Origin of the sequence: Chryseobacterium lactis (assembly GCF_003815875.1) — a bacterium.
Lineage (GTDB): Bacteria > Bacteroidota > Bacteroidia > Flavobacteriales > Weeksellaceae > Chryseobacterium > Chryseobacterium lactis.
Window position 1 is genome coordinate 2,675,657 of sequence record NZ_CP033924.1, and the last position, 24,057, is coordinate 2,699,713.

A 24,057-nucleotide genomic window follows, 5' to 3' on the forward strand; every position below is an offset into this window, starting at 1 on the left:
TATGAAAACTTTAATCAACCTAATCAGCATATTCATTCTTGCTTTTTGTCTGTTTTCATGTAATGAAGACCTTGTAGAGCAGGCTCAGACAGGAATATTAAAAGGGAAAGTCGTAAAAAGAGGAAGTAATGTTCCGATCCCTAATGTAAAAATCTTTACCACTCCTACCACACAGACTGTTTTTAGCGGTACGGATGGTTCATTTGAAATTGATGCAATGCCTGTGGGGAATTATTCTGTAAAAGCAGAACTTTCCGGATATTTAACCAATTTTCAGGCAGTCAATATACAAAATCAGAATCAGGTGGTAACCGTCGTGTTTGAAATGAATGATGACACTTCATTAAATTCTCCACCCATGACCCCGCAGTTGCTCAGTCCGATAGACAATGCGGTAAACCAGCCTTTAAGTGTAGAACTTACCTGGAGTGCCACAGATCCTGATACAACAGATGTTTTAAAATATAGTGTAGCAATTAAAAATAATCTTGACACTAACGTGATTCAGGTGAATGATTTGACGGCTAATCATTATACGCTTTCAAATCTTAAGTTTGGTGTAAGTTACTTCTGGCAGGTGTCTGTTTCGGACGGCATTCACCAGCCAGTTTTAAGTTCTACCGGTAAATTTACTACCAATACGGTTCCAGCCAACAGGTATCATTACGTACAGAAGCAGAACGGCAATTTAGTAATTATATCAAGTGATGCGCAGGGAAATAATTTCCAATTGACAAACTCATCTTACAACAGCTGGAGGCCAAGGAAAAATAACAATGCCGGGCTTATCGCATTTCTTCGTACAGAAGGAGGAAGTACGCATCTCTACACCGCCAATCCTGATGGTTCCAATCCTTTTAAAGTAACAACCGTGCCGGTTGCCGGTTTTAATAATTATGAAGTTGATTTTGCCTGGAGTACCAATGGACAGGAACTTCTGTATGCCAACTTCAACAAGCTGTATAGGATCAATAAGGATGGCAGTGGCCTGACGCAGGTCTATGCTACTCCTGACGGGAGTATGATTTCAGAATGCGACTGGAGCTATGATGGAAGTAAAATTGCATTGAAAACCAATGATTACAGTGGATACAACACCAAAATTTATGTTATCGATACCACTGGAAATGTTATTAAAACAATAGCATCAGGAAATTCCGGAGCGAGTGGAGGCTTAAACTTCTCTGTCGATGGTCAGCTCCTTCTGTTTACCCGGGATGTTTCAGGATATCAGGATGGAAGCGGAAATTATCGCCAGCTGGACTCCCATATTTTCGTTTACAATCTGACGACTAATGCCGTCTATGATATTTCTTCCGAAAGTCAAAAACCTTTGGGTACCAACGATTTGGATCCGAGATTCTCTCCAAACAATGCACAGGTGATCTTTATGAACACTTCAAATGATAATATTTCACAGAAAAATATAATGGTCATCGATCTTAACAGCAATATGACGGATCTTTCCCGAAACTCGTTATTTACCAACGGCGAAATGCCTGATTATGAATGATGAGGGAAACATAGATGATAGATGATAGATAATAGATAATAGATTCGTATAAGGTTTAAAAGTAAATAAGTTGTCACTCATCATTTATCACTTATCACTTATCACTTATCACTTATCATTTATTTTTTTAGTTCAGTCAAAAAAAATTCCAGACTATAAAGTTTGGAATTTTTTTGGTTAATAGTAATAAGTCAATTTAGTCAATAATATGGTTTTCAAGGGCGTATTTTACGATTCCAACGGAATTTTTCACATTTAATTTTAACAGGATTTTTTTGCGATGGGTCTCTACTGTATTGATGCTGATAAAGAGTTTGCCGGAAATATCCTTGCTGCTGAAACCGTCACAGATGAATCTGAGGATTTCCATTTCGCGGCGGGTCAGAGGTTCTTTAATATGAAGGTTTCGTTTGTCCTGTTCATTGCTTATAAAACTGATCATCCTTTCCTTGGCATGATCACAGATATAAATTTCATTCAATAAAACAGCATTAATCGACTTCAGGAATTCGTCATATCTGGAGTTTCTGTCGAGATAACTTTTTATTCCTTTGTTGAATAATTTACGGATATCAATGACATCATAGCTGTTGCCCAGGACAATGATTTTAATATTTCCATATCTGGTAATAATGTCTTCTATAGATTTGTAAAGTTCCGTAAGCATAAGCATATTAGAACTCATAACAAGAATTTCCGGAGGTTGGTCTTTTAAGTTTTGGGAAAGAGTTTCTAAAGAATTACAGATGCCAATGGTATTAAAAATTTTACTTTGCATCAGCAACTTTGAGAGCCCCTCAGTATACAGCATAGGCTCATCAAAAATAGTTAATCTTGGTTTCATCATGGTTTGGTTTTATTTATATAAAAGTATAAAAAAATATTCACATTTTTATATAAATTTAGAAATAATTTACAATATTATTGGTATTATTTATATTTATTTATTGTTTTTATTAATTATTTGATAATTAAATCACGTTTTGTTGAGTTTTGATGATCTATTGTAGAGTTATTACTGTTAAAACTCTTTATTTGTAGTAGATAGCTTAATTTGTTTTTAACGGAAAGTTATTTAACTAACACAATAGGGATATGTTGTACCGGAAAATTAACCGAATTCGCAATAAAACAATATTCATTGGCTTTATGATGAAGTTGTTCAGCTTTTTCAATCATAGATTCTTCGGTTACAGTAACGGTAGGATACAATGTGACTTCCGTAAAATGACCGCTTCCATTGGCCGTTTCAGCCATTATTCCTTTGGCTTCATCTTTATAATCCGTTACAATAATTCCTGCTTCAGAACAAAAATGAAGATACCAGAGCATATGGCAAGAAGAAAGAGATGACAGAAACATTTCTTCCGGATTATGCTTCGTTTTATCTCCACGGAAAGAAGGATCTGAAGAACCCTGTATATCTGTTTTGTTTTCTATCGAAACGATATGACTCCGGTCATAATCTCTATAACCGCTCGTTCCGGTTCCTTTGTTTCCTGTCCACTGAATCGTTGTTTTGTAATAATGGTTTTTCATAGGTAAAAAGATAAAAGATAAAAGATAAAAGATAAAAGATAAAAGATAAAAGATAAAAGATAAAAGATAAAAGATAAAAGATAAAAGATAAAAGATAAAAGATAAAAGATAAAAGATAAAAGATAAAAGATAAAAGATAAAAGATAAAAGATAAAAGATAAAAGATAAAAGATAAAAGATAAAAGATAAAAGATAAAAGATAAAAGATAAAAGATAAAAGATAAAAGATAAAAGATAAAAGATAAAAGATAAAAGATAAAAGATAAAAGATCTTGTCCTAAATCTCAAAATGTGCTTGGCTACATCAATAGGGCTTGGCTTTAGCCAAGCCAAAATGAAATAAACAAATGATTTAACCAAAACTTTAGTCTGGTTAATATAAAAAAACCTCCGGCTTTTTGCCGGAGGTCTAAATTTTGTCTTAATTAGAGAATTCTATCAATTCTTCTTTTTTGGAATTGTAGATTTTGTATTCTAAATATTTAAAAGAATCCCTTGGTACGATGGTTACCCATTTTTTATACTTGATAAACCATTTCATCTGGATACTTTTGATGCCTTTGGTAAGGTAGGCTTCCACAAATGGGTGTACATGCAGGTAGACTTTTCCTTTTTCTTTCTGCAAAATATTTCTTAAGGTTTCACCCATTTTTTCCACGATAACAATTGGAGCTACAATTTCTCCGTCTTTGTTCGGGTTTTCTTCTTTGGTTTCGATCTGTTTTTCCGGACGATTTCTTTGTCTGGTGATCTGGATCAAACCAAATTTACTTGGAGGAAGGATTTTGTGGCGAGCTTTGTCGCGCTTCATTTCCTCTTTAAGATGCTCATAGAGATCTCTTCTGTGTTCAGAGTTTGGCATGTCGATAAAATCGATCACGATGATACCTCCCATGTCGCGGAGGCGTAGCTGTCTAGCGATCTCTGTAGCTGCCATTTTGTTCACTTTCAATGCGTGTTCTTTATTGACAGCGGCCCCGGTAGTAATATTATTTCCGGAGTTGACATCGACAACGTGAAGTGCTTCTGTGTGTTCAATAACAAGATAAGCTCCTTTAGAACTTGGAATGTTTACGTGTTTTCCGAAGCTCTGTTTAAGTTGTTTTTCAACATTATAATATTCCAGAAGTGGAATATGGGAATCGTAAAACTGGACAATATTTTTTTTCTCAGGAGCAATTACTTCAATGTAATTTTTCATCTCGCTCACCATCTGTTCATCATCACACATGATATTGACGAAATCCTGATTAAAATTGTCTCTTAAAATAGCTGAAGCTTTGTCTTCTTCGCTTAAAACTTTAGACGGAACTTTATTTCTCTGGATATTTTTAAAAGTGCTTTCCCACTTCTGAACCAGCTGGTTCATATCGTTGTGAAGGTCGGCTACCTTTTTTCCTTCGGCTACGGTTCTGATAATAACTCCGAAACCTTCAGGTTTTATACTGTCTATCAGCGTTCTGAGTCTTTCTTTTTCTTCAAAACTTCTAATCTTTTTAGAAATAGAAACTTTGTTGTCGAATGGGATCAGAACTAGAAAACGTCCTGTTAAAGAAACCTGGGTAGAAATCCTGGGTCCTTTGGTAGAAATAGGTTCTTTGGTAATCTGCAGCAAAACAAGGTCGTCTTTTGCAATTACTTTATCTACCGTTCCGTTTTTGTCTATTTCGGGTTGTATCTCGAAATTTTTTAAGCTTGAAGTGCTTTGTTTTTTAGAAATAGTATCTTTTAAAAACTTTCTGTATGTAAGATATTGTGGGCCTAAATCCTGATAATGCAGAAAAGCATCCTTATCATATCCGATATTCACGAATGCTGCATTCAGGTTAGGGGCCAGTTTTTTTACTTTTCCTATAAACAGATCTCCAACTATAAAATCGCTTTTGTCCTCTTGCTCATGAAGTTCACATAGTCTTCCGTCTTCCAGCAGTGCAATCTTTGTAAGATCATCTTCATGCGAAACTATTAGTTCTTTCTTCATTTTGTTATAAGATAAAATTGTTAAGATTATAGGAATTTGACGTTTTTTCTCGATTAATTCATTTATTAAATATAAGGATTTAGAATGAAAACCATTATATTTTTATTAAAATAATATTTGAAACCGTCCATTTTCCGTGGAATCTTATAGTTGCAAACAAAAATATAGTCGGTGAACTTTAAAAACTTAAATCCACCAACTATATTATTATATTGTAAATCTCGAGAAGAAGAGATTATTTTTTCTTATGTCTGTTTGCTCTTCTTCTTTTCTTTCTTTTGTGAGTCGCAACCTTGTGTCTTTTTCTTTTCTTTCCGCTTGGCATAATTTTAATTTTTTAGTAACTAGTTAATATTCAGTTAATGTTCTTATTTTACTGCAACTTTTGTTTTTACTTTCTCAACAAAAGATTTTGAAGGTTTGAAAGCAGGAATGTTATGAGCAGGAATCTCGATTGCAGTGTTCTTAGAAATATTTCTTCCTGTTTTAGCAGCTCTTGTTTTAATGATAAAAGATCCAAAACCTCTCAGATAAACGTTATCCCCATTATACATAGAAGTTCTGATCTCCTGCATAAAAGCTTCTACAACTTTCTGTGTTTCATTCTTTTCTGTTCCCAACTTATTTGAGATGGTGTTTACCAATTCTGCCTTTGTCATTTCCTTATTTTAATTTTAAATTTTAGGTGTGCAAATTTAGTTAAAAAAATTGAATACTAGCAAATTAGTGGCAAATTATTTTTATTCAACTCGTTGAGTTTTTCATATAAATGCTATGTTAACGTGGGTCTGAGAGAATTTAATGATTTAATAATATCGCTAAAAAATAGTCAGAAATAATCAATCATCAAACTCGTGAAAACAACCGGGTAGAAGGCTGTAACACGGTTTTTTGTATCCCGGATCAGTGGATGTATATTTTTTACATACTTGAATTGTAGTACCCGTTTTCAACACAAAAACGAATCAGGTGAAGTTTTGTTTTTAATCCCAGTTTTTCTGTAAGCCGGTTGATATAGGTATCAATAGTTCTGGTACTCAGATTAAGTTTTTCTGCAATTTCCTTATTACTGAAGCCTTCATAACAGAATCTCATCAGCTGTATTTCTGACGAAGAAAGCTCTTCCTGACCTTTTTTCTGCCTGTCCATGTATTCCTGTACAGCGAGTGGCTGCTGCTCCCATTCCTTGGAATAAGCATGGTAATCGAACTCCTCAGAGGCAATACTTCCTTTGATAATATCCTTGATAATATTACTTTTCTTCTGACAATAATAGATATTAGGAATTTTCGAAAGAATATCAGCCATATCTTCCTGGTAAGTCCCGGAATAGGTGATAATAGGAGTTTCTGTGTTGTTTTTTCTGATGTATTTGATGGCTTCAATTCCACTCAATACCGGCATAAACAGCTCAATAATGAATACATCTTCCTGTCTTCTGTAGATTCTGTTGACAAGTTCGTGCCCATTATTGCAATCGTTAAGAAGCATATAGAAAGGGTTTTCCATAAGCGTTTTGATCATTATTTTTTTAAAATAAAAATCGCTGTCAGCAATAGAAAAACGCACGGTATTAGATAATATTTTACTCACTTTTAATATCGATTTGGCTATTGATATTTAAAATTCTGAGGCCTAATTTATGAAAAACTTATTAAAGTGGAAATTAATATTAATTTAATTAGGGTTTTCACGAAAGAGCCATGGGGAAAATACGTATTGTGCATAAAATTTTTTTTTTATATTTTCACAGGCCAAACAAATCGCAAATTATGTCTTCAACCAGGGAAAAAAAATTAAACAAATCTGATGTCAGAATGGGCATCTGGAGGTTTATTCTGTCTTTTGTCGTTTTGTCGGCCGTTTCCTTTACGTGTTTGTTTCTCTTCTTTAAAAGCTATGATATGCAACGGGAAGGGATCAGCAGAGAAGCCGAAGCTTATAAGGAGCTGATGGGCCGAAGCGATGTGCTCAGAGAACACGTAGATAATATTTATGAGCGAATGACCCAACTCGACCTGAACAAGGTGGAGAATGACGTGTTTCTCAGAACCAATATTATGGATAACGTGAGCGATGCTAAGAATATTATGGGCAAAGACAGCACAGGAAACTTTAAGCATTATGCGATGCTTATGAAACAGATTGGTCCCATGATTAACCTGAAAACGAAAATCATCGGAGTAGAATACAGAAAAAAAACAGCTCGAAGAGATCTGGAGGAATGTATGGGTAAAGTAGATAGAGCAAATAACCAACTTCGAAAAGATCCTACCAGAAACTTTACCGGAGGTAGAAGAAGATAAAAAATAAAAAGATATGCAAGGACAAATCACATTATCCAAAAAAGAAAGGCATTATCAGTTTTTTTACTTAATACTGATGCTGGTGACTGCCATGATATTTCTGGGAGTTATCTTTTTAAAAGGATTTGAATCACCGTTTTCCGATGAAGATGTAAGAGGTATTCAAAACCTTGAACAAAAAGCAGAGTTTGAGCAACATCAAAAAATAGTTCTGCCCATTATGGACAGTACCTATACCATGATTACCAAGCTTACAGAGGAAACTCCGCAACCCTTTGTGGAGAATAATATTTTTACCAATATTAATGATCTGAACAATTACTTCAAAAATACCAATGTTGCCGATATCCGAAAAGATGCGTATCCACAGATCGCAAGATTCTATAAAATGTATTTCGAAGATAAAAAAGTAATTGCAACCACTACTGAGGATATCAAAAAATTTGAAAAACAGGTTGAAGAGTGCAGAATTGGCTTTAAAGACAAGCAAAATAAGCTTTATGAACGTGAAAGTGCATTAAAAGCGAGGACTCAGTAATCTACGAATGATAACAGGAACTATATATAAAACACATCACAATTATTAACTATGAATTATTTTCAAAAGAACAAAAAGAACATTATTATTGGTGTTATTGCGACGCTGCTCATAGCGGCGCTCGTTGCACTGTGGCTGCAGAAAAAGGTCATCCACTCTGCTGATGATATTGTTGGGGTGGTTTATCCGTCTTCATTGTCGGTAGGAGATACACTTTTATTTGAAGATAAAACCCAATTTGCCAAAACCAAAAGATGGAATTTTGGAGACGGAACAACTTCTGACAAAAACAGTGGTATCCACTTTTATAATAAACCGGGATATTATCAGGTAATTCTGATCGTTGACAACAAGTACACGAAGTCTTTCCCTGTCATGGTAAATGCCAGAAGTCTTCAGAAGAAAACAGACACTGCAACGATTAAGACAACCATTGAAGCGCCTGTGCAGGCGATGCAAAATGAGAACGTTCAGTTTCGTGCCGTTTCCGATGCAAAACAATTTGCATGGAAGTTCGGGGAAACCGGAAATACAGACTCTAAGGACAAAATGTATATCTATTCCTACAAGAAACCGGGAGATTATTTGGTAACATTGTATACTGAAGAAAGTCAGGATCCTATCTATCACCGTATCAAAATTCTTCCTGCCTATAATTCGTTGGAAGAGGAAGAAGTATCCGTAGAAGATTCCTATGCAAAAGTTGATAACGATTTTAAATATCACTTGCAGCAGATCGCCAACGGAAACAGTTTCAATATGCACTACAATTACCTGCTGAAAAAGTATCTGTGTAATAATGAAAATACGGTAGTAAAAGTAAATGACAGCAAAGTGAATAACTTCTACATGTATTGTGCAGGTCTTCAGTTTGATAAAAATACAGTTATTCAGACTGTAAAGGTGAATTTAGACGATACACAAAACTGTGTAACTAAAGTAGATATTAACCAAAGCAAATAATACCGTCCAGTTAGTTGGATGCGCCAATCATAAAAAGATAAAATAGGATGAAAAATAAATTTCCTCTAGCAGCATATTACATAGGATTATCAGTATTATTGACGAGTTGTCAGGTAAAACTGCCGTCAAAAAAAACGCCGGAGCCATCTCAATATGGCCAGGTAGATAATTCGCCGGTTGTCAACGGCTTTCCTAAAAAGTCGGTTCCATGGATCGTTGTTTCAGACAGATCGAGAAATACTGCATTTTTAGATAAAAGTGATGAAAAATCTTACAAAGAAGTTAAGTTTTTAGAACCTTTGATGGTTTTAAAGCATAGAGACGGAATGGTAAAAGTAGCGGAATACGTTCCGGATGCTTTAATGAAAAAGGTTTCTTCAAAATCGATCAAGACATATGGATGGATTCCAGAATCTGACCTGCTTCTGTGGAGCAATTCTTTAAAAAGTGAAAAAACAGGATATCCTGTAAGAGCTGCAGTCGTACCAAGTAATAGTGAGGTCATCAGAAGTGCTGAAAGGTATTATAAAAATGACTCAATCATGGTGTTTAATTCACCAAGCCTTATTGAAGAAGCTAAAGTAAAGATTCCTAACGGGCAGATGGTGTATGTATACAAACAAGCTGAAAATAACAAGCGATTTTTAGTAGGTAAAAAACCTTCCGTTGATATAGATAGCATCGGGAAAAGCCTTTACGGATGGGTAAGCTCCAACGTAATTTCCACGTGGGGAGAGCGTTCCGCAATAAAACTTAAAAATACAACAGGAATCAACGAGAGTGAATTAGGAATTCATGAAGGATACCCTGGTGGAACATCATCTGATGCGGTAAATAAAACAGCTGTTCTTCTTACCGATGTTAACAAAAGAACTTCACTGGAGAATATCTATCCGGTAAATCTATCATTAATTGAAACTCCGGCTCCGGATACCAAAACAAAATATTTTACCAATATTTTAGATTACAGCAAAAACTATGTATTCAATGTATTAGGGGAAGAAATTTATTTTGACCGTTACAGAGAAATTACGGATAGAGATAAGAATATCAATATCGTTTTTGCGTTGGATATCAGTGCTCAGAATGCACCTTATGCACCTATCGTAAAATCATTACTACAGGATTTACAGCTTAGATTTGAAAAACCGTCTTATTTCAGTAGTGTGAAATACGGTGTTGTTTTATATAAAAATAACCCATGTGGAAACAATGTTTCCGTTTCAAATTTAAGTACGGATTATAGCAAGATTACTACATTTATTGATCAGAAGTCCAATGAAATGAACTGTGCCAGCAATAATGGCTATCAGCCGGTAGGAGAAGCTCTTACTTCAGCTGGAAATCTTCTTTCAAACGTTCCTGATGAAACCAATATTGTGGTAACTGTAGGAACCTCTGCCAGCCAGAGCGGGAATATGTATAGCGTGATAAGCTCTTTAACGCAGGCACAGGCCAGATTAATCATGTTCCAGACCAATGCAAGATCATCAGATAATTACAACGATTTTGTATTGATGGCGGAAAATGTAGTAACCAATACTGCAAAAAATATTGCCGAGCTTAAAAAACAAAAGATCATCAACCAATATGATGTTCTTACAAAAAATAACTTTAGCCTTGTAGAAGGTGATGAAGGATTCTTCTCATTAGCCTATCCTAAGCAGAGCATGTCTCAGGGATTTGTTATTTTCCCTAAAAAAGGAGATGTAGCGACTCCGGGATTCCTGAAAAAGTCTGTAGACAGCTTGATAGCTCAGGTTACATTAGATAATGAGAATATTGATAAATCACTTAATAAATATTTCCACTCTTCTGTAGGAGCAGGAAAAACAGATGTAGATTTAAAATACAAATACCTGTATCCGGGACTTACAAATCCTGTTTCTGCAGGAATTGCCGCTCAGCTGATCAACTACGGAAGCCCGTTCCTTGTAAAAGGATATATTCCTAAAGATTTAAAACTATTTACCCCGGCAATAGAAAAAGGAATCCTGATTTCTGAAACAGAATATGATAACCTTAAAGCCTTCTATACCGAAGTATATAGAAATACTGATGCTGACAAAGCAGATTTCAACCAGTCAAGAGCCGTTAAAGAATACGTTAAGCTTTTGAAGAAATATAATCCTACCATCAAGTTCCTTGATAAAGGTGAGCTTTATGAGCAGCCAATGGCTTACGCGATTGGAATGAGTACAGGATTTGACCTTTCTGAGGAAGAGTTGATGAATAAATACAAGCTTAAAGGTTGGAGAAAATCTAAGATCGTACCGAACGAAACGGTACGAAATTATTTCCGTCACTATAAAGATTTAGCAGACAGAATGCTTGCCAACAGAAACAACCCTGCTGTGAAGATTCAGCAGAATGGACAAACATTCTACTGGCTTAATGAATACTTTACACCAACAAGAATTCCAACAGAACAACCGGAGTATACAAAACATTAAACCACCGGTTTTATAATATTAAAAGCAGAAGCCACACAACTTCTGCTTTTTTTGTGTTGATGGGACAAGTTTGAAATTAAAAGATTCAGGTTGAATATTAAAGCCTGGATTTTGACTCTGGAGCAATTCTATTTCTCTTTCCCGTGTAAAATTTTCATTTTTGTTTACTATTTTTAACGATTTAAATTCCTTTATTAAAAGATGTTATAAATAGGTCATTAAATCTATTGTCGTAGAATTACGACAAGAAATCGTAGAACTACTACAATTTCTCAGATTTATATTTAAAAGTTTTTTTTAGACAATAAGACGTTCTATATTTGCTACATAATCACTGAATCACAAAATATTACTAACGATTAAAATTTACTAATCATGGCAGAAAGAAATTCGAGAGGAATCTTAAAATTCAACAACGGAGAAGGGCAAAAGCTATTAAAACTTAATTATAGCGTATCAAGATCTACAGACGTTTCAGGACGTGTAGCATCAGACCCTTCCAATGCATTAATCAAGGTTACGGTAGAAGCTACTGAAAAATCCGACATTCTTGAAAGCTTATTGAATGGGAAATATAAGCCTACTGTAGGTGAAATTACATTCAACAAATCTCACGAAGAAGGAACATTAATCACTTTGAACTGGCAAAACGGATACGTAATCCAACACCAGGTTGATTTTGATGCGATTGACAGCAACAGTATGCTGATCAGCTTCGTTATTAGCGCTGAAACTATTGACTACGGTACTTCTCAGTATGCTGGTCTTTGGCCATCAAGCTAAAATTGATACACATTATCAACATTCATAAAAAAAGACTGTCATTAGTAGACAGTCTTTTTTGCCTGATAAAAACAACAACAGCCCAGGATTTTTTTCTATAAATTGGTATCTGATAAAGAGAAACTTTGTTATTAAGTTTTTTTCTATATTGCTAAAAAAACAAAACCATAAAACCAATCAAACAAAGAGTATTAATGAATACCATCACTACCCATTTAAAATATTTCTCAAAACTGTCCGCAGCATTTATTTTCAGTGTATTAAAAATTTACGGAATAGGAGTTCTTTCTACAATTATAACCCTGGTATCTGGAATTTATATCTTATCAGATCGGTTAGGGCCTTCATTAGGGCATACAAGTGCCATTGGATTTATAATAACAACTATCCAGGCTAAGCCGGTATCTGCGGGTATTTTCTATTTGCTGATGATCATTGCTCCATTTTTCACAATCGTTTTTGCCTCAAAATATGCAATGTCTGTGGTGATTAATAAGCTGTTGCAGGATCATTCGAAGACCATCGTAGTTCCTTTTGTTGATAAAGTAATCGGAATATTCAAAACCAGGCAACCCACCATCATCCGAACCAGTGGGGACTTTGCCATTGCAAAGATGAAGCTTCTTAATGAATTCAGAAATAGTTCAGAAAATAAACTTCTGAAACGTATTGTAGGGTACGCTTTGAATAAAATAAAATTTGATGAATTAAATCTGGGGGCCGACAATGCTGATTTTTCTGATATTATTAAAACTCAGCTGCTGGAAAAGTTGAATGAGCTAGCAGAACCTTCAGCCCTGTTGTTCTATATCTATATCGGTTTGCAATGGATAAGTTTAGCTTTGTTATACTTCCTGAACAGGTAAGCTGATTCATAGAAAAATGCAGATAGTGATAATAATTGGTCATCATTTCCCGAGTAAAAAATAAGTGGGAAATATAAAAAAAGACGGTTGTTACTTCTCTAATTGAAGAATTAACTATCTTTATCTCATTTAGAATAAAATATTTAATTTTAGGAACATAAAAAAAGAAGTACTTCAATTCCTTCCCATAAGGATAAAAAGTACAGACACATCAAATAATCTGAAAAGGATATTACAAATCAGAACGCAAATTATATTAATATAAGAAAAATTATAAATGGGAGTACTAGTAACCAACGAAACAGTAAAACAGCTATTTCACATTGCTCAGTCAATAGCAAAGGAAAACTATAATGCTACTTACGGAGGTCCGCATATTCTGCAGGCTTTAATGCATAAAGATATCGGCCTTAACGAATTTTTAAAAAGCATAGAAAAAGATCCCGGCTATTTCTACGAATGGGCAGATGTTCGTATTGAAGAATACCCAAAAACGGCTCATCTTCCTGATGAAGTAGGTCAGGATGACGCAATAGATACTCTTATCGAAGAAGCGGACGATATCCGTCTAAAATTAGGACTGGATGAGATCACTCCGATCTGTATTCTAACCGCTATTGTAAAACCACAGGTTGTATTTTCGCTCCAGCAGTTAAAATCACTTCCGCTGAGAGAACACGAAATTTTCAATTTATACAGAAAAGATACTCCATTCACCGTTTCAGAAGATGGTGACTTCTCGTCATTATTTTCCAATGGATCAGATTTTACAGATTCTTCCTTTCCGTCCATTAAAAGCTATTGTGTAGATCGCACAGCTCAGGCCAGAAAAGGAGATTTAGAAAATATCATCGGTAGAGATAAAGAACTCAGAATGTTGGTGGAGATCCTTTGCCGCAGAAGCAAACCGAATGTAATCATTATTGGAGAACCGGGAGTAGGGAAGACTGCTTTGGTAGAAGGGTTTGCTACTGAAATTATCAAAGGAAATGTTCCTGAAATGCTTAAAAATGGTACCCTTTTAGAACTGGATACCGGAGCTCTATTGGCAGGAACTTCTTATAAAGGTGAAATTGAAGACCGTTTGAAAAAAGTAATCAATGAATGCAAGAAAATTGAAAAAGCAATCCTTTTCATTGATGAAATTCATACCCTTTTAGATTCAAAAGGAAGCATTGGAAACGTTGCCAACCTTTTAAAACCGGAGTTAGCAAGAGGGGAAATTACCGTTATCGGGGCAACCACTCAAGAAGAATACAGAAAAATTATAGAACCTGAACAGGCTTTCAACCGTCGCTTTGAAGTGTTAACCGTGAATGAACCGGACGAAAAAACCTGTGTTAAAATGATCGACGTACTTCTTGAAGGCTACAAAAAACACCACGGCATTGAAGTGGAAAAAACAGCCCTTCCGGAATGTGTACGTCTGGCAAAAAGATATGCAAAAGGTAAAAAATTGCCGGATGCTGCTATTGACCTTTTAGACAGAACCATGGCTGCTATCAAAATGCTGGACGAGCTTTCCGAAAAAGAACTCGATAGCTGGAAAGAAAGTTATGATGCTATTTTAACAGAAGAATTTGCCGATAACAAGGATAAGGCAGACGAATTAATCTGGACGTATAACCTGTTAAGAGATAAGATCAGTCCTATCTTGTGGGGTTCATTAAGTGAACAGCCTGCGATTGACAATTCTATGCCTGTAGATCAGATTCAGAAGATTATCGAAGATACTTATGCTGAACTTTTACAGCATGCTGCCAAGAAAAGAGAAAAAGTAGACCGCCTGGAGCTGGCCGCTGTAATGGCTGCAAAAACCAATATCCCAATCGGGAAAATTCAGGCTCAGGAAAAAGAAAAACTCCTGAATATGGAATCCCTTTTAATGAACAGAGTGGTAGGGCAGGATCATGCCTTAAAAATCCTTTCTGATGCTATTGTTGAAAACCGAAGCGGATTGAATAAACCGGGACAGCCAATTGGATCATTCTTCCTTTTAGGACCCACAGGAACCGGTAAAACAGAGCTCGCAAAATCAATGGCGGAACTACTTTTCAACGATGAAAAAGCGATGGTTCGTTTTGATATGTCGGAATTTAAAGAAGAACATTCAGCCGCATTATTATATGGAGCGCCTCCTGGATATGTTGGGTACGAAGAAGGAGGTATGTTGGTTAACAAAATCAGACAGCAACCTTATACCGTTGTTTTATTTGATGAGATCGAAAAAGCCCACCATTCCGTTTTTGATGTCTTCCTTCAGATTATGGACGAAGGAAAGGTACATGATAAGCTTGGAAAAGAAGGGGATTTCAGCAATGCTTTGATTTTATTTACTTCCAATATCGGAAGCGAAGAAATTGTAAAGCAGTTTGAAGAAGGAAAAGTACCGGAATCATCTTCATTAATGCAGATCATGTCGAATTCAGGAAGATTCAGACCGGAATTTTTAGCAAGAATTACAGAGATCATACCGTTTGCACCTATCACAGAATCTATTGCAGAAAGAATCTTCAACATCCAGTTGAAATCACTGCATACTTCATTGACAAGGCTGGGAATAGCCCTTAAAATCAGTGATGATGCAGTTAGAAATCTGGCATTAGGTGGTTTCAGCAGTAAATATGGAGCCAGACAGATCTCAGGAGTAATCCGAGCACAGCTGGCACGACCTATCTCTAAAATGATTGTTAGAGAAGAAGTGAAATCCGGCCAGACCATCCATGTAGATTGGAATAATGATGAAGAAAAGATAAGCTGGAAAGTAGATTAACTTAGACGACGAAAAAGCAAAAAGGGGAAAAGGCAAATGTAAGAATGAGCCTTTTCGCCTTATAAATATAATAAGAATGAAAACAATTATCAGAAATATCTTTACAAGTGTAATGCTGTTGGGAACTGTTGTTCTGGTGAACGGACAGTTTCTTGCCGCTTCTGATACCTCAGAAAGTAGTGTGAGAAAATATCAGGGGATTATCAATGCGAATAAAGACCTTGTTGAATTTATCGAGCAATTGCTGCTTCAGAAGGGCCTTCCAAAACATTTAAGAAACCTTGCCCTGATAGAGTCTCATTTCAACAGGAATATTACTTCAGGAGCCGGAGCTGTTGGAGTATGGCAGCTTATGACCGCTCATGCCAATCAATATGGGCTTACGGAACAGAATCGTACCGACGTTTATAAGAGTACGAAAACCGCAGTAATTTCCCTTGCCAATCTGTACAAAAAGTATAATAACTGGGTAACGGTAGTTGCTGCCTATAACTGTGGGGAGGGAAATGTTGCAAAAGCAATGCAGGTTGCAGGTTCATCGCAGTATCATGAGTTTTCAAAATATCTTCCGGCAGAAACTATTAATCATGTCAAAAAATATTTGAACGCCTGCTATGCAACCGGAGAGCTTCAAAGTGTTTTAAGCAATTACAATTCTTCAAGGATTAATAAGGTTTTCTTTGAAGACGAAAACAGAAAGATGACTGCTGCTACATTGTCAGAAACAGAAATTAATGCAGGGTTTAATCTGAAAGTTGTTGCGGACGAGCTAAATGTAAATATGGACGAGATCCTGGCTTGGAATCCTGGCATTGTAGAAGAACTTCAGCAAAAAGGAGAAAGTACTTTTTATCTTCCTACCGACCTGATGCCTGATTTCCTTTTAAGAAAAAACAAAATACTAACGCGTTCTATAAAAGAAAGCGCCAACTTACAACAGTAAAATCATTGAGATAATCAGAATGAAAATCAGAGCCCACTCATACAAAGGAGTGGGCTCTTTTATTTTTAAGTGAAAAAACTGAGTAGCGATCGAAAAATAATCTGTTAAAAGTATCCTAAACTTTACTAATAAAATCCCAATATTTCTCACTGATGTGGAAAATGTCTGTTTTTAAAGATATTTTTTAATATCAAAAAATCCTTTGTTAATGCAGTTTAGAAGGTGCTTTGTAAATCTAAAGTCGTAGAATTACTACAAGAAATCGTAGAACTACTACAATTTTCCAGATTTACCATTAAAAGTTTTTTTTACCAGAAAAGAGCCTCTATATTTGTTACACAATCACTGAATCACAAAATATTACTAACGATTAAAATTTACAAATCATGGCAGAAAGAAATTCGAGAGGAATCTTAAAATTTAACGGAGGAGAAGGACAAAAGCTGTTAAAAATGAAATACAGCGTAGCAAGATCTACAGACGTTTCAGGACGTGTAGCATCAGATCCTTCCAATGCATTAATCAAAGTTACAGTAGAGGCTACTGAAAAATCTGATATCCTTGAAAGCTTATTAAACGGTAAATATAAGCCTACTTCAGGAGAGGTTGTTTTTAACAAATCTCACGAAGAAGGTACATTGATTACTTTAAACTGGCAGAACGGATACGTGATCCAACACGAAGTAGACTTTGATGCTATCGATAGCAATAGTATGCTAATTAGTTTTGTTATTAGTGCTGAAACTATTGACTACGGTACATCTCAATACGCTGGACTGTGGCCTTCATCAGGTAAATAAGCCTATTCATCATCTTAGTAAAAATAAAATTGGTACAGAAAAGTGCACTCAAACGAGTATGCTGTTCTGTTTTTTCCATTTTAGATAATCAGACATTTTTTCAGGAAACATTTCACAAGGAAGTAAACCTGTATGTTATTGATTTTTAATCGTATATTTTTGATTGAGCACAACTGTAGAGTTCTGCAGTTTTATTAAATATTTAACTTAAACACATTACGCTATGTTTCAGGATGATAAAACAATTAAGGTAGACGGCTCAGAAAATGAGACAAAAACTGGTAAAGAGCTAAAAAATAATACGGCCAAGAAAGCGGAAGGGAAATTGAGTAAAGCAGGCGAAAAAGTGAAGAAAGTAGCAAAAACCGGACAGCAAAGCTTAAGCGCAGCGCAGGGAGGGGATATGTTTATGAATCAAACATTCGTTCCTAATAATCCTTCTATCGTTGAAAATAAGGTATGGGCGAAACAGCCCACTTCAAAAATACATAATGCAGAGGCTATTCCTGATAGTTTTATTGCCGGAATCAACCGTGTCGTAAAGCTGGATGTCATTATTGAAGGGAAAATTATCAAGCATTTTAAACACTTTAGACTGACACAAAGTGCCGCTAAACATCATGAATTTAGCCTGACGCTGGCTCATGATACCTTAGGAAATGCAGAAAACCATAACCTGCAAGAAGCCCAGGGATTTCTTGGAAAAAGAATTACGATAGTTTTTAAATATAAAGACATTGAAAAAGGCGCTGAACGTAACTTCGTGGGAGTCATTACAGAAGTAGGTTTCAGCCAGGAAAAAGGAAGCCTTGGAAATATTGTTCTCAAGGGATATAGTCCTACTGTGCTTTTAGATGCCGCTCCTCATATCCAGAGTTTTGGAGGCAGCCAGCCGGTGAGCCTTAACAGTATCGCAGATCTGGTAATCAGGCAGGGGCTGGGACAAAATAAATTTGATTTCAGAATTGATGCCCAGCATGGAAATGTTTCATACAGTTCGCAGTACGAAGAAACCCACTATAACTACCTGGCAAGAATGGCTGAGGCATATGGTGAGCAGTTTTATTACGATGGCGAAGTATTACATTTTGGAAAGCTTCCACCACAGGAAAAACCTGTTAAACTTACCTACGGAAGCAGTGTGAGTGATATTGCGATCAAAATGAAAGCACAGCATGTTAACCCTACATTTTATGGATATAACAGCAGTAAAAATGAAAAACTGACGACAGGAAGTTCGAAGATCAGCCACGCTTCAGATATTGCAAGACGTGCTTACGAAATATCAGAAAAAACATTTACAACGCCTTCTTTGAGAGTCGCACCGATAAAAGCAACTTCTTTTATGGATATTGATGCTTCCCAGAAGGGTACAGCAGGAAGTAAAGCCTCAGAAGTTTTCATTACTTCTGGTACTACTACCGTTCCTTTTCTATATCCGGGATGTACCGCAGATATTGAAATGCGTAAATCTTCAAGCAACGAAACTTCCTATTTTACCAAGCTTATGATCATTGAAGTAACTCATGAAGTAGATGCAAGAGGATATTATGATGGTAGATTTGAAGCTATAGCAGCTGATACAGGTTTCATTCCACGTCCGGAATTTGAAACACCAAGAGCAGAAGCTCAATTTGCAAAAGTTACTTCCAATACCGATCCTTTGAATCAGGGAAGGGTTCAGGTGCAATTTGATTGGCAAAACGGCCCGGATATTTCAGAATTTATCCGTGTGATGTCTCCTGATGCAGGAAGTAGTGATAAAGTCAATAAAAACCGTGGTTTTATGTCTGTTCCCGAAGTAGGAGATCAGGTCATCGTGAATTTTGTACACCAACATCCGGATCGTCCGTTTGTGATGGGAGGTATGTTCCATGGAGCAATTGGCAGTGGCGGCGGAACTGGAAATAATGTGATGAGTTTTAGCGGAAGAAGCGGTGCCGAATTGAAATATGATAATGGTGCAGGATCCATGAATCTTAAAGATCAGGGAGGTGCCAATATGTTTTTTGACGGTTCAGGAAATGCGGAGACCAATGCAAACAATAATAAATTGGTAAACGTAGGAAATGATAATACCAAGAACGTTAACAATAATAATACGACCAATGTAGGCTGTAAGCACACCACTGATGTAGGAAAAGGGCAGAGTATACTGACGATGGGGAGTGATGGTGTAATAGATCTCAATGGAGCTGCAAAAGTTACTTTAAAAGTAGGAACCAGCAGCATTGAGATTACAAAAGATACCATAACCGTGAAAGCTGATACCGTAAAAATAGAAGGAAAAAGCCTTACCAATATTGGAAGAGAAAATGGAACCCCGGGAATGGTAATTGATGATAATGTTACCATCAAAGGAGGTCAGGTAGATATAAATTAACCCATATAAATATAACTTCCGGACGCAACGGTGAGCTGGAATATTATTTATATCTTTTAATTGTAAAATAATCAGAAATCCATTTATGGAATATAGTAAACATCAGGTAAAAAGAGGAGACACATTAGAATCGATAGCAGAAAAATATAAAATGACAGGGAAGGAGCTGCTGGCTTTTCACAACTCACATTCACCTGTTACCCAACAGTTCTTTGGAGATTACCTGCCGATTCATATCAATGAAGTGATCATACCTCTTCAAAAAAATAAAGAAGAGAAAAAGAATATTGATTATAAAACATTTGATCAAAAAAACAAATACAGAACCGAACAGCTGAATATAACCCGAATTGAGGATGATATAAAGACCTACTCGCAACTTAAAAAAGAATATGATGTAAAATTCAATTTATCTCAGCATTGGGTAGAGGTTAAGCTTTGCGATTATTTTTATGAATTTAATCCACCGGGACTTTCGAAGGTTTTTGATTTTGTATCTGAAGTTGATTATATAAGAAATGACTGTACGGTTGAAATTAACCAGCTCGGAAGATTTTCAAAAATTGTTGATAAAAATAAACTAAAGGTAAACTGGGAGCAGTTTAAAAAGAACAAGCTCAACGAAATTGAATTTGTAAAAGTTATCAGACAGACCAAACCGGAGGAGTATGAGAACCTTTTGAAAGAAGGAGATTTTCAGTTTTCCGATCTATATAATGACGAAAAAGATTACAACAGAGATATTTTTTACCTGGCATTATTAGACAAATATCTTTACAATGATGAAGATAATCTGGGAAGAGAAGACTATACCTATCAGTCGCAACTTTTTCCTGATGTACAGGTGCCTATGAAGATGAGGTATGATATTCTGAAAAAAGAAGGAGATCTTATTACCGTCAGAAAGGTATGGGAAACAGTAGAATCTGAGGAGCTGCTGGAAAAAGTAAGCCAGGGGTATGAAAGGTATCATCAGCCTCTGATAAAATATAAGTTTTCCGAATATAAACTGGATATGAGAAATCTTTTCACCTACAATGTGAAGACAAAAATTTTAGAAAAAGCAGAGCTAACTATTATTGAGAACATAGAAAACAATATAAAATCTGAATGCATATTTAACCTAAAAAGATTGAATAATGACGGTTAATAAATTCATATTTCGGGCGTACCCTGATTTTTTTAAAAGGATAATCATCTTGGTTATATCCGTTCTTTTTTGTGGACTTATTTCATACATAATCCCGGGATGGGACTATCTGAATACTCATCTGGATGCTCTTGAAGATCACTTTGGGAAGTATATTCCTTTGGGGATATTGCTGGTTTTTTATATATCCCTTTTCTGTATTTTATATATTTTGTTATTCAATAGATTGTGCAAAGACTTTTATATCAGTACCACAGATAATGATCAATTTACCGTCAGTGCCAAAAATCAAAACGAAATGTCAATTAAAAAAGATGATTTCCAGTTTGTTGGTGATAAAAGTTTTAAAATAAAAGGTATTTTAGATACAACATTAAGGAAGCATCCAAAAGGGATATCTGTCCGATCTTTTGAACAATATCTTACTACAGCAAATAAACAGCAGTCTGCGGAAAACTCCTTTTCCGGTTCTATATTGCCACTATCCGTTTTATATATATCCTTAGCTCTAGGTTTTGTGTTTTATATAGCCTTTGCAATAGGCATTTACAAAATATTGTTTCCTCATATGGAAGCGTTGCAGGTACTCTTCAGAGCCAGGAGTCCTTTATTGATGATCATGATATCCGTACCTTTTATGGCAGTTTTCTTTTTGGTAATGTATTATTTATACCAACAGACCATATTGAGAAAACAACTGATAAAGGTAAATTGGTCACAAAACCAGCTCATAGCTTCCTTAGGCAACAAAAAATATGTGTTTGAAAAAAATGAGGTTAAAGAATCTATTTTCTTTATAAACAGACTTACTCATTTATCCAAATGGCTTATTATAGAACGGAAGAACGGTACAAGATATATGATTTTATGTGAAAATGAAGACAATCTGGCCTATCAGGAATTTATCAATTCATACGTGAAAAATTTTGACATTGATATTGAAAAGGCCAGCACTACAATTGGATCCGAAAGCAGTTCGTTAATGAAAAAAAAATACACTCATGAGTAAATATCTTCCACAAGAAACATTTATTGTTTGCTCGCATCAGGTAAACACCTCGCCGGGTAATATTTTGGCAAATCCGGATTTATGGAATCTTTCTGTAGTTTATAAATCTGAAAAGAAGCCGTTACTAACTGAAGCCGATTTACTTCTTAAAGATGACTTTGAATGCAAATCCAACTGGGGACAAGCCGTAGGATGGGGATTCTTTTGGGGTGGATTAATCACAGGACTTGCGATTGGACTAGCAGTAGCATTTTCTGTTTTAACCTTTGGAGTAGGAGCCATAATTATCGGAGTAGTAGCAACTGCAGTAATTGGCGCGGGGCTTACATTTGCCCTGAAATCAAATGCTACAAAATGTAATCCCAATCTTGTCGAATGGAAAAACCCGCACCCTTCCGTAGCATTTGAAGGAAATAAAGCAGTTAATTTATCTTCGTTTATGACCTGTTCAGTAGGGCCGGGAATTTTAACACCGTTCATAGATGAAGAAGAAGCGAAATCAGCAGCGAAAAATGTTGCCTTTCGAAATATGGGAGAATTGGGACTTACCGCTGTTATTTCCGGACTGTTCGGTTTTGGAGTAGGTCTTGCCGCAGGATCTACAGGAGGCCTTGGAAGTGGATTATTGGCAGGTGGAGCCGAAGTTGGTGTGGGATTCGTAGGAGCCTATTTGGTATATCAACCCCTTGCCTATCTGGAGGGCGAGGGAATGCAATATTTGTACAGCAGTGATGACGGAAGTACTCCGTATGATAAGATGTTGGAATCCCGTCAGGAAATGTCAAGTCCTTTTACGGTAGATACGCCGGACGATCCCTATATTGGAACAGCTCAGACCGGAGCCAGTGAGAAGCTTTTGTATCATTCCTATGATAAGTACAGACAAAATCAGAATGAAAAGTATATCAAGGAAATCATGAATCTGAAGGGTACCCGTGCAGAACGTGAGGCCAGAACCGCAGAAATAGTTGCTGAAATGAAGAAAACACGATCCGGAGCTCAGGCAGTAGAAGCAATGAAGCGAAAGGGTAGTGGCAAAATCCTTCCAAGAGTAAAAACAAGCAATAAAGGAAATAAAGTAATTAATGAACATAGAGCTGAAACCAACAAAGGAATGAAAAGTGAAGCTTCCAAAGGCTTTGGAGGAATGGCAGCAGTAGGTCTTGTACTTCCTTTACTGGTAACTCCTCTCAGCGAATGGACTTTCAAAGTATTGGCAGATTCTTATGCCAACCAATCCGGAGGTGGATTTACAATTGCGGCCAAGCAAAATTAATGTAAGAAGGGATTTTTATAAAGTCTTATTTCTCTTTATAGTGTATTAAGTGATATTTTACTGCGTAATTAAGAATATTGTTAAAATGTTTACTTTTAATAGGTTGTGTGGTTTCTTAAGTCCATTGTCGTAGAATTACGACAAGAAATCGTAGAACTACTACAATTTTTCAGATTTCCATTCAAAAGCTTTTTTTTCAAAATCAATGACTTTATCTTTGTTATATAATTATTGAATTACAATTTATTACTAACGATTAAAATTTACAATCATGGCAGAAAGAAATTCAAGAGGAATTTTAAAATTCAACGGAGGAGAAGGACAGAAACTGTTAAAAATGAACTACAGTGTATCTAGATCTACAGACGTTTCAGGACGTGTAGCATCAGATCCTTCTAACGCATTAATCAAGGTGACAGTAGAAGCTACTGAAAAATCAGACATCCTTGAAAGCTTACTAAACGGTAAATACAAGCCTACAAAAGGTGAAATTACATTCAACAAATCTCACGAAGAAGGAACATTGATCACTTTGAACTGGGAAAACGGATATGTAATTCAACACGAAGTAGACTTTGACGCAGTAGATAGCAACAGTATGTTGATCAGCTTCGTTATTAGTGCTGAAACTATTGACTACGGTACTTCTCAGTACGCTGGACTTTGGCCTTCATCAGGTAAATAAGCCGGATAAAATTAAAAAAATAGAGCAGTATATCCAACCGGGTATACTGCTTTTTTATGTTGAAATGATAAGATAAAACTCTATTGTACCTCAGTT

20 protein-coding genes are annotated in these 24,057 nt (G+C 35.9%); 15 read left to right on the forward strand and 5 right to left on the reverse strand.

Annotated features, from left to right (window positions below; all coding sequences use genetic code 11):
* The first annotated feature begins 1 nt into the window (after position 1).
* Complete coding sequence (locus EG342_RS11930) at positions 2–1,513, forward strand: carboxypeptidase-like regulatory domain-containing protein (protein WP_103290525.1); 1,512 nt, start codon at positions 2–4, stop codon at positions 1,511–1,513.
* 196 nt (positions 1,514–1,709) lie between these two features.
* On the opposite strand, the gene EG342_RS11935 is transcribed toward EG342_RS11930, so the two are convergent.
* The 5 genes from EG342_RS11935 to EG342_RS11960 form a co-directional block, all read right to left on the reverse strand.
* Positions 1,710–2,360: a response regulator transcription factor gene (locus EG342_RS11935; protein ID WP_246008778.1), complete on the reverse strand. Its 651-nt coding sequence runs from the start codon at positions 2,358–2,360 to the stop codon at positions 1,710–1,712.
* A 224-nt stretch (positions 2,361–2,584) separates the two neighbouring features.
* Entirely contained in the window at positions 2,585–3,052 is a 468-nt protein-coding gene (locus EG342_RS11940; RefSeq protein ID WP_103290522.1) for an OsmC family protein, read from the reverse strand.
* 421 nt (positions 3,053–3,473) lie between these two features.
* Complete coding sequence (locus EG342_RS11950; protein WP_103294355.1) at positions 3,474–5,033, reverse strand: Rne/Rng family ribonuclease; 1,560 nt, start codon at positions 5,031–5,033, stop codon at positions 3,474–3,476.
* A gap of 368 nt (positions 5,034–5,401) precedes the next feature.
* Positions 5,402–5,692 carry an HU family DNA-binding protein gene (locus EG342_RS11955; RefSeq protein ID WP_002984212.1) on the reverse strand — a complete coding sequence of 97 codons (291 nt, stop codon included), beginning with the start codon at positions 5,690–5,692 and terminating at the stop codon, positions 5,402–5,404.
* Positions 5,693–5,954: 262 nt separating this feature from the next.
* On the reverse strand, positions 5,955–6,557 hold the full coding sequence (locus tag EG342_RS11960; RefSeq protein ID WP_246008779.1) for a response regulator transcription factor: 603 nt from the start codon (positions 6,555–6,557) through the stop codon (positions 5,955–5,957).
* Positions 6,558–6,805: 248 nt separating this feature from the next.
* Here EG342_RS11960 and tssO point away from each other — a divergent pair, with 248 nt between their 5' ends.
* The 14 genes from tssO (at position 6,806) to tssD (EG342_RS12030) (ending at position 23,961) form a co-directional block, all read left to right on the forward strand.
* Positions 6,806–7,339, forward strand: coding sequence for a type VI secretion system TssO (gene tssO / locus EG342_RS11965; protein ID WP_103294357.1), 534 nt, complete (start codon positions 6,806–6,808; stop codon positions 7,337–7,339).
* Between the two features lie 13 nt (positions 7,340–7,352).
* Positions 7,353–7,877 (forward strand): type VI secretion system transmembrane protein TssO, encoded by a 525-nt coding sequence (locus EG342_RS11970; RefSeq protein ID WP_103294358.1) that lies wholly within the window; start codon positions 7,353–7,355, stop codon positions 7,875–7,877.
* Positions 7,878–7,928: 51 nt separating this feature from the next.
* Positions 7,929–8,840 (forward strand): PKD domain-containing protein, encoded by a 912-nt coding sequence (locus EG342_RS11975; protein WP_103294359.1) that lies wholly within the window; start codon positions 7,929–7,931, stop codon positions 8,838–8,840.
* A gap of 47 nt (positions 8,841–8,887) precedes the next feature.
* Positions 8,888–11,293, forward strand: a complete 2,406-nt coding sequence (gene tssR / locus EG342_RS11980) for a type VI secretion system protein TssR domain-containing protein (protein WP_103294360.1) — start codon at positions 8,888–8,890, stop codon at positions 11,291–11,293.
* Between the two features lie 375 nt (positions 11,294–11,668).
* Positions 11,669–12,076: a type VI secretion system tube protein TssD gene (gene tssD / locus EG342_RS11985; protein WP_103294361.1), complete on the forward strand. Its 408-nt coding sequence runs from the start codon at positions 11,669–11,671 to the stop codon at positions 12,074–12,076.
* A gap of 194 nt (positions 12,077–12,270) precedes the next feature.
* Positions 12,271–12,942 carry a hypothetical protein gene (locus EG342_RS11990; protein WP_103294362.1) on the forward strand — a complete coding sequence of 224 codons (672 nt, stop codon included), beginning with the start codon at positions 12,271–12,273 and terminating at the stop codon, positions 12,940–12,942.
* Positions 12,943–13,219: 277 nt separating this feature from the next.
* Positions 13,220–15,715, forward strand: a complete 2,496-nt coding sequence (locus EG342_RS11995) for an ATP-dependent Clp protease ATP-binding subunit (protein WP_103294363.1) — start codon at positions 13,220–13,222, stop codon at positions 15,713–15,715.
* Between the two features lie 76 nt (positions 15,716–15,791).
* A complete protein-coding gene (locus EG342_RS12000; protein ID WP_103294364.1) occupies positions 15,792–16,658 on the forward strand; it encodes a lytic transglycosylase domain-containing protein in 867 nt (288 codons plus the stop codon).
* Positions 16,659–17,044: 386 nt separating this feature from the next.
* Positions 17,045–17,458, forward strand: coding sequence for a type VI secretion system tube protein TssD (gene tssD / locus EG342_RS12005; RefSeq protein WP_103294365.1), 414 nt, complete (start codon positions 17,045–17,047; stop codon positions 17,456–17,458).
* A gap of 223 nt (positions 17,459–17,681) precedes the next feature.
* Positions 17,682–19,841, forward strand: coding sequence for a type VI secretion system Vgr family protein (locus EG342_RS12010; RefSeq protein ID WP_103294366.1), 2,160 nt, complete (start codon positions 17,682–17,684; stop codon positions 19,839–19,841).
* 85 nt (positions 19,842–19,926) lie between these two features.
* A complete protein-coding gene (locus EG342_RS12015) occupies positions 19,927–20,991 on the forward strand; it encodes a LysM peptidoglycan-binding domain-containing protein (RefSeq protein WP_103294367.1) in 1,065 nt (354 codons plus the stop codon).
* A gap of 298 nt (positions 20,992–21,289) precedes the next feature.
* Positions 21,290–22,000: a hypothetical protein gene (locus EG342_RS12020; RefSeq protein WP_123868088.1), complete on the forward strand. Its 711-nt coding sequence runs from the start codon at positions 21,290–21,292 to the stop codon at positions 21,998–22,000.
* Complete coding sequence (locus EG342_RS12025) at positions 21,993–23,276, forward strand: hypothetical protein (protein WP_103294369.1); 1,284 nt, start codon at positions 21,993–21,995, stop codon at positions 23,274–23,276. Before EG342_RS12020 ends, EG342_RS12025 begins: the two co-directional genes overlap by 8 nt.
* Before the next feature lie 271 nt (positions 23,277–23,547).
* A complete protein-coding gene (tssD, locus tag EG342_RS12030; RefSeq protein ID WP_084086641.1) occupies positions 23,548–23,961 on the forward strand; it encodes a type VI secretion system tube protein TssD in 414 nt (137 codons plus the stop codon).
* Positions 23,962–24,057: the final 96 nt, after the last annotated feature.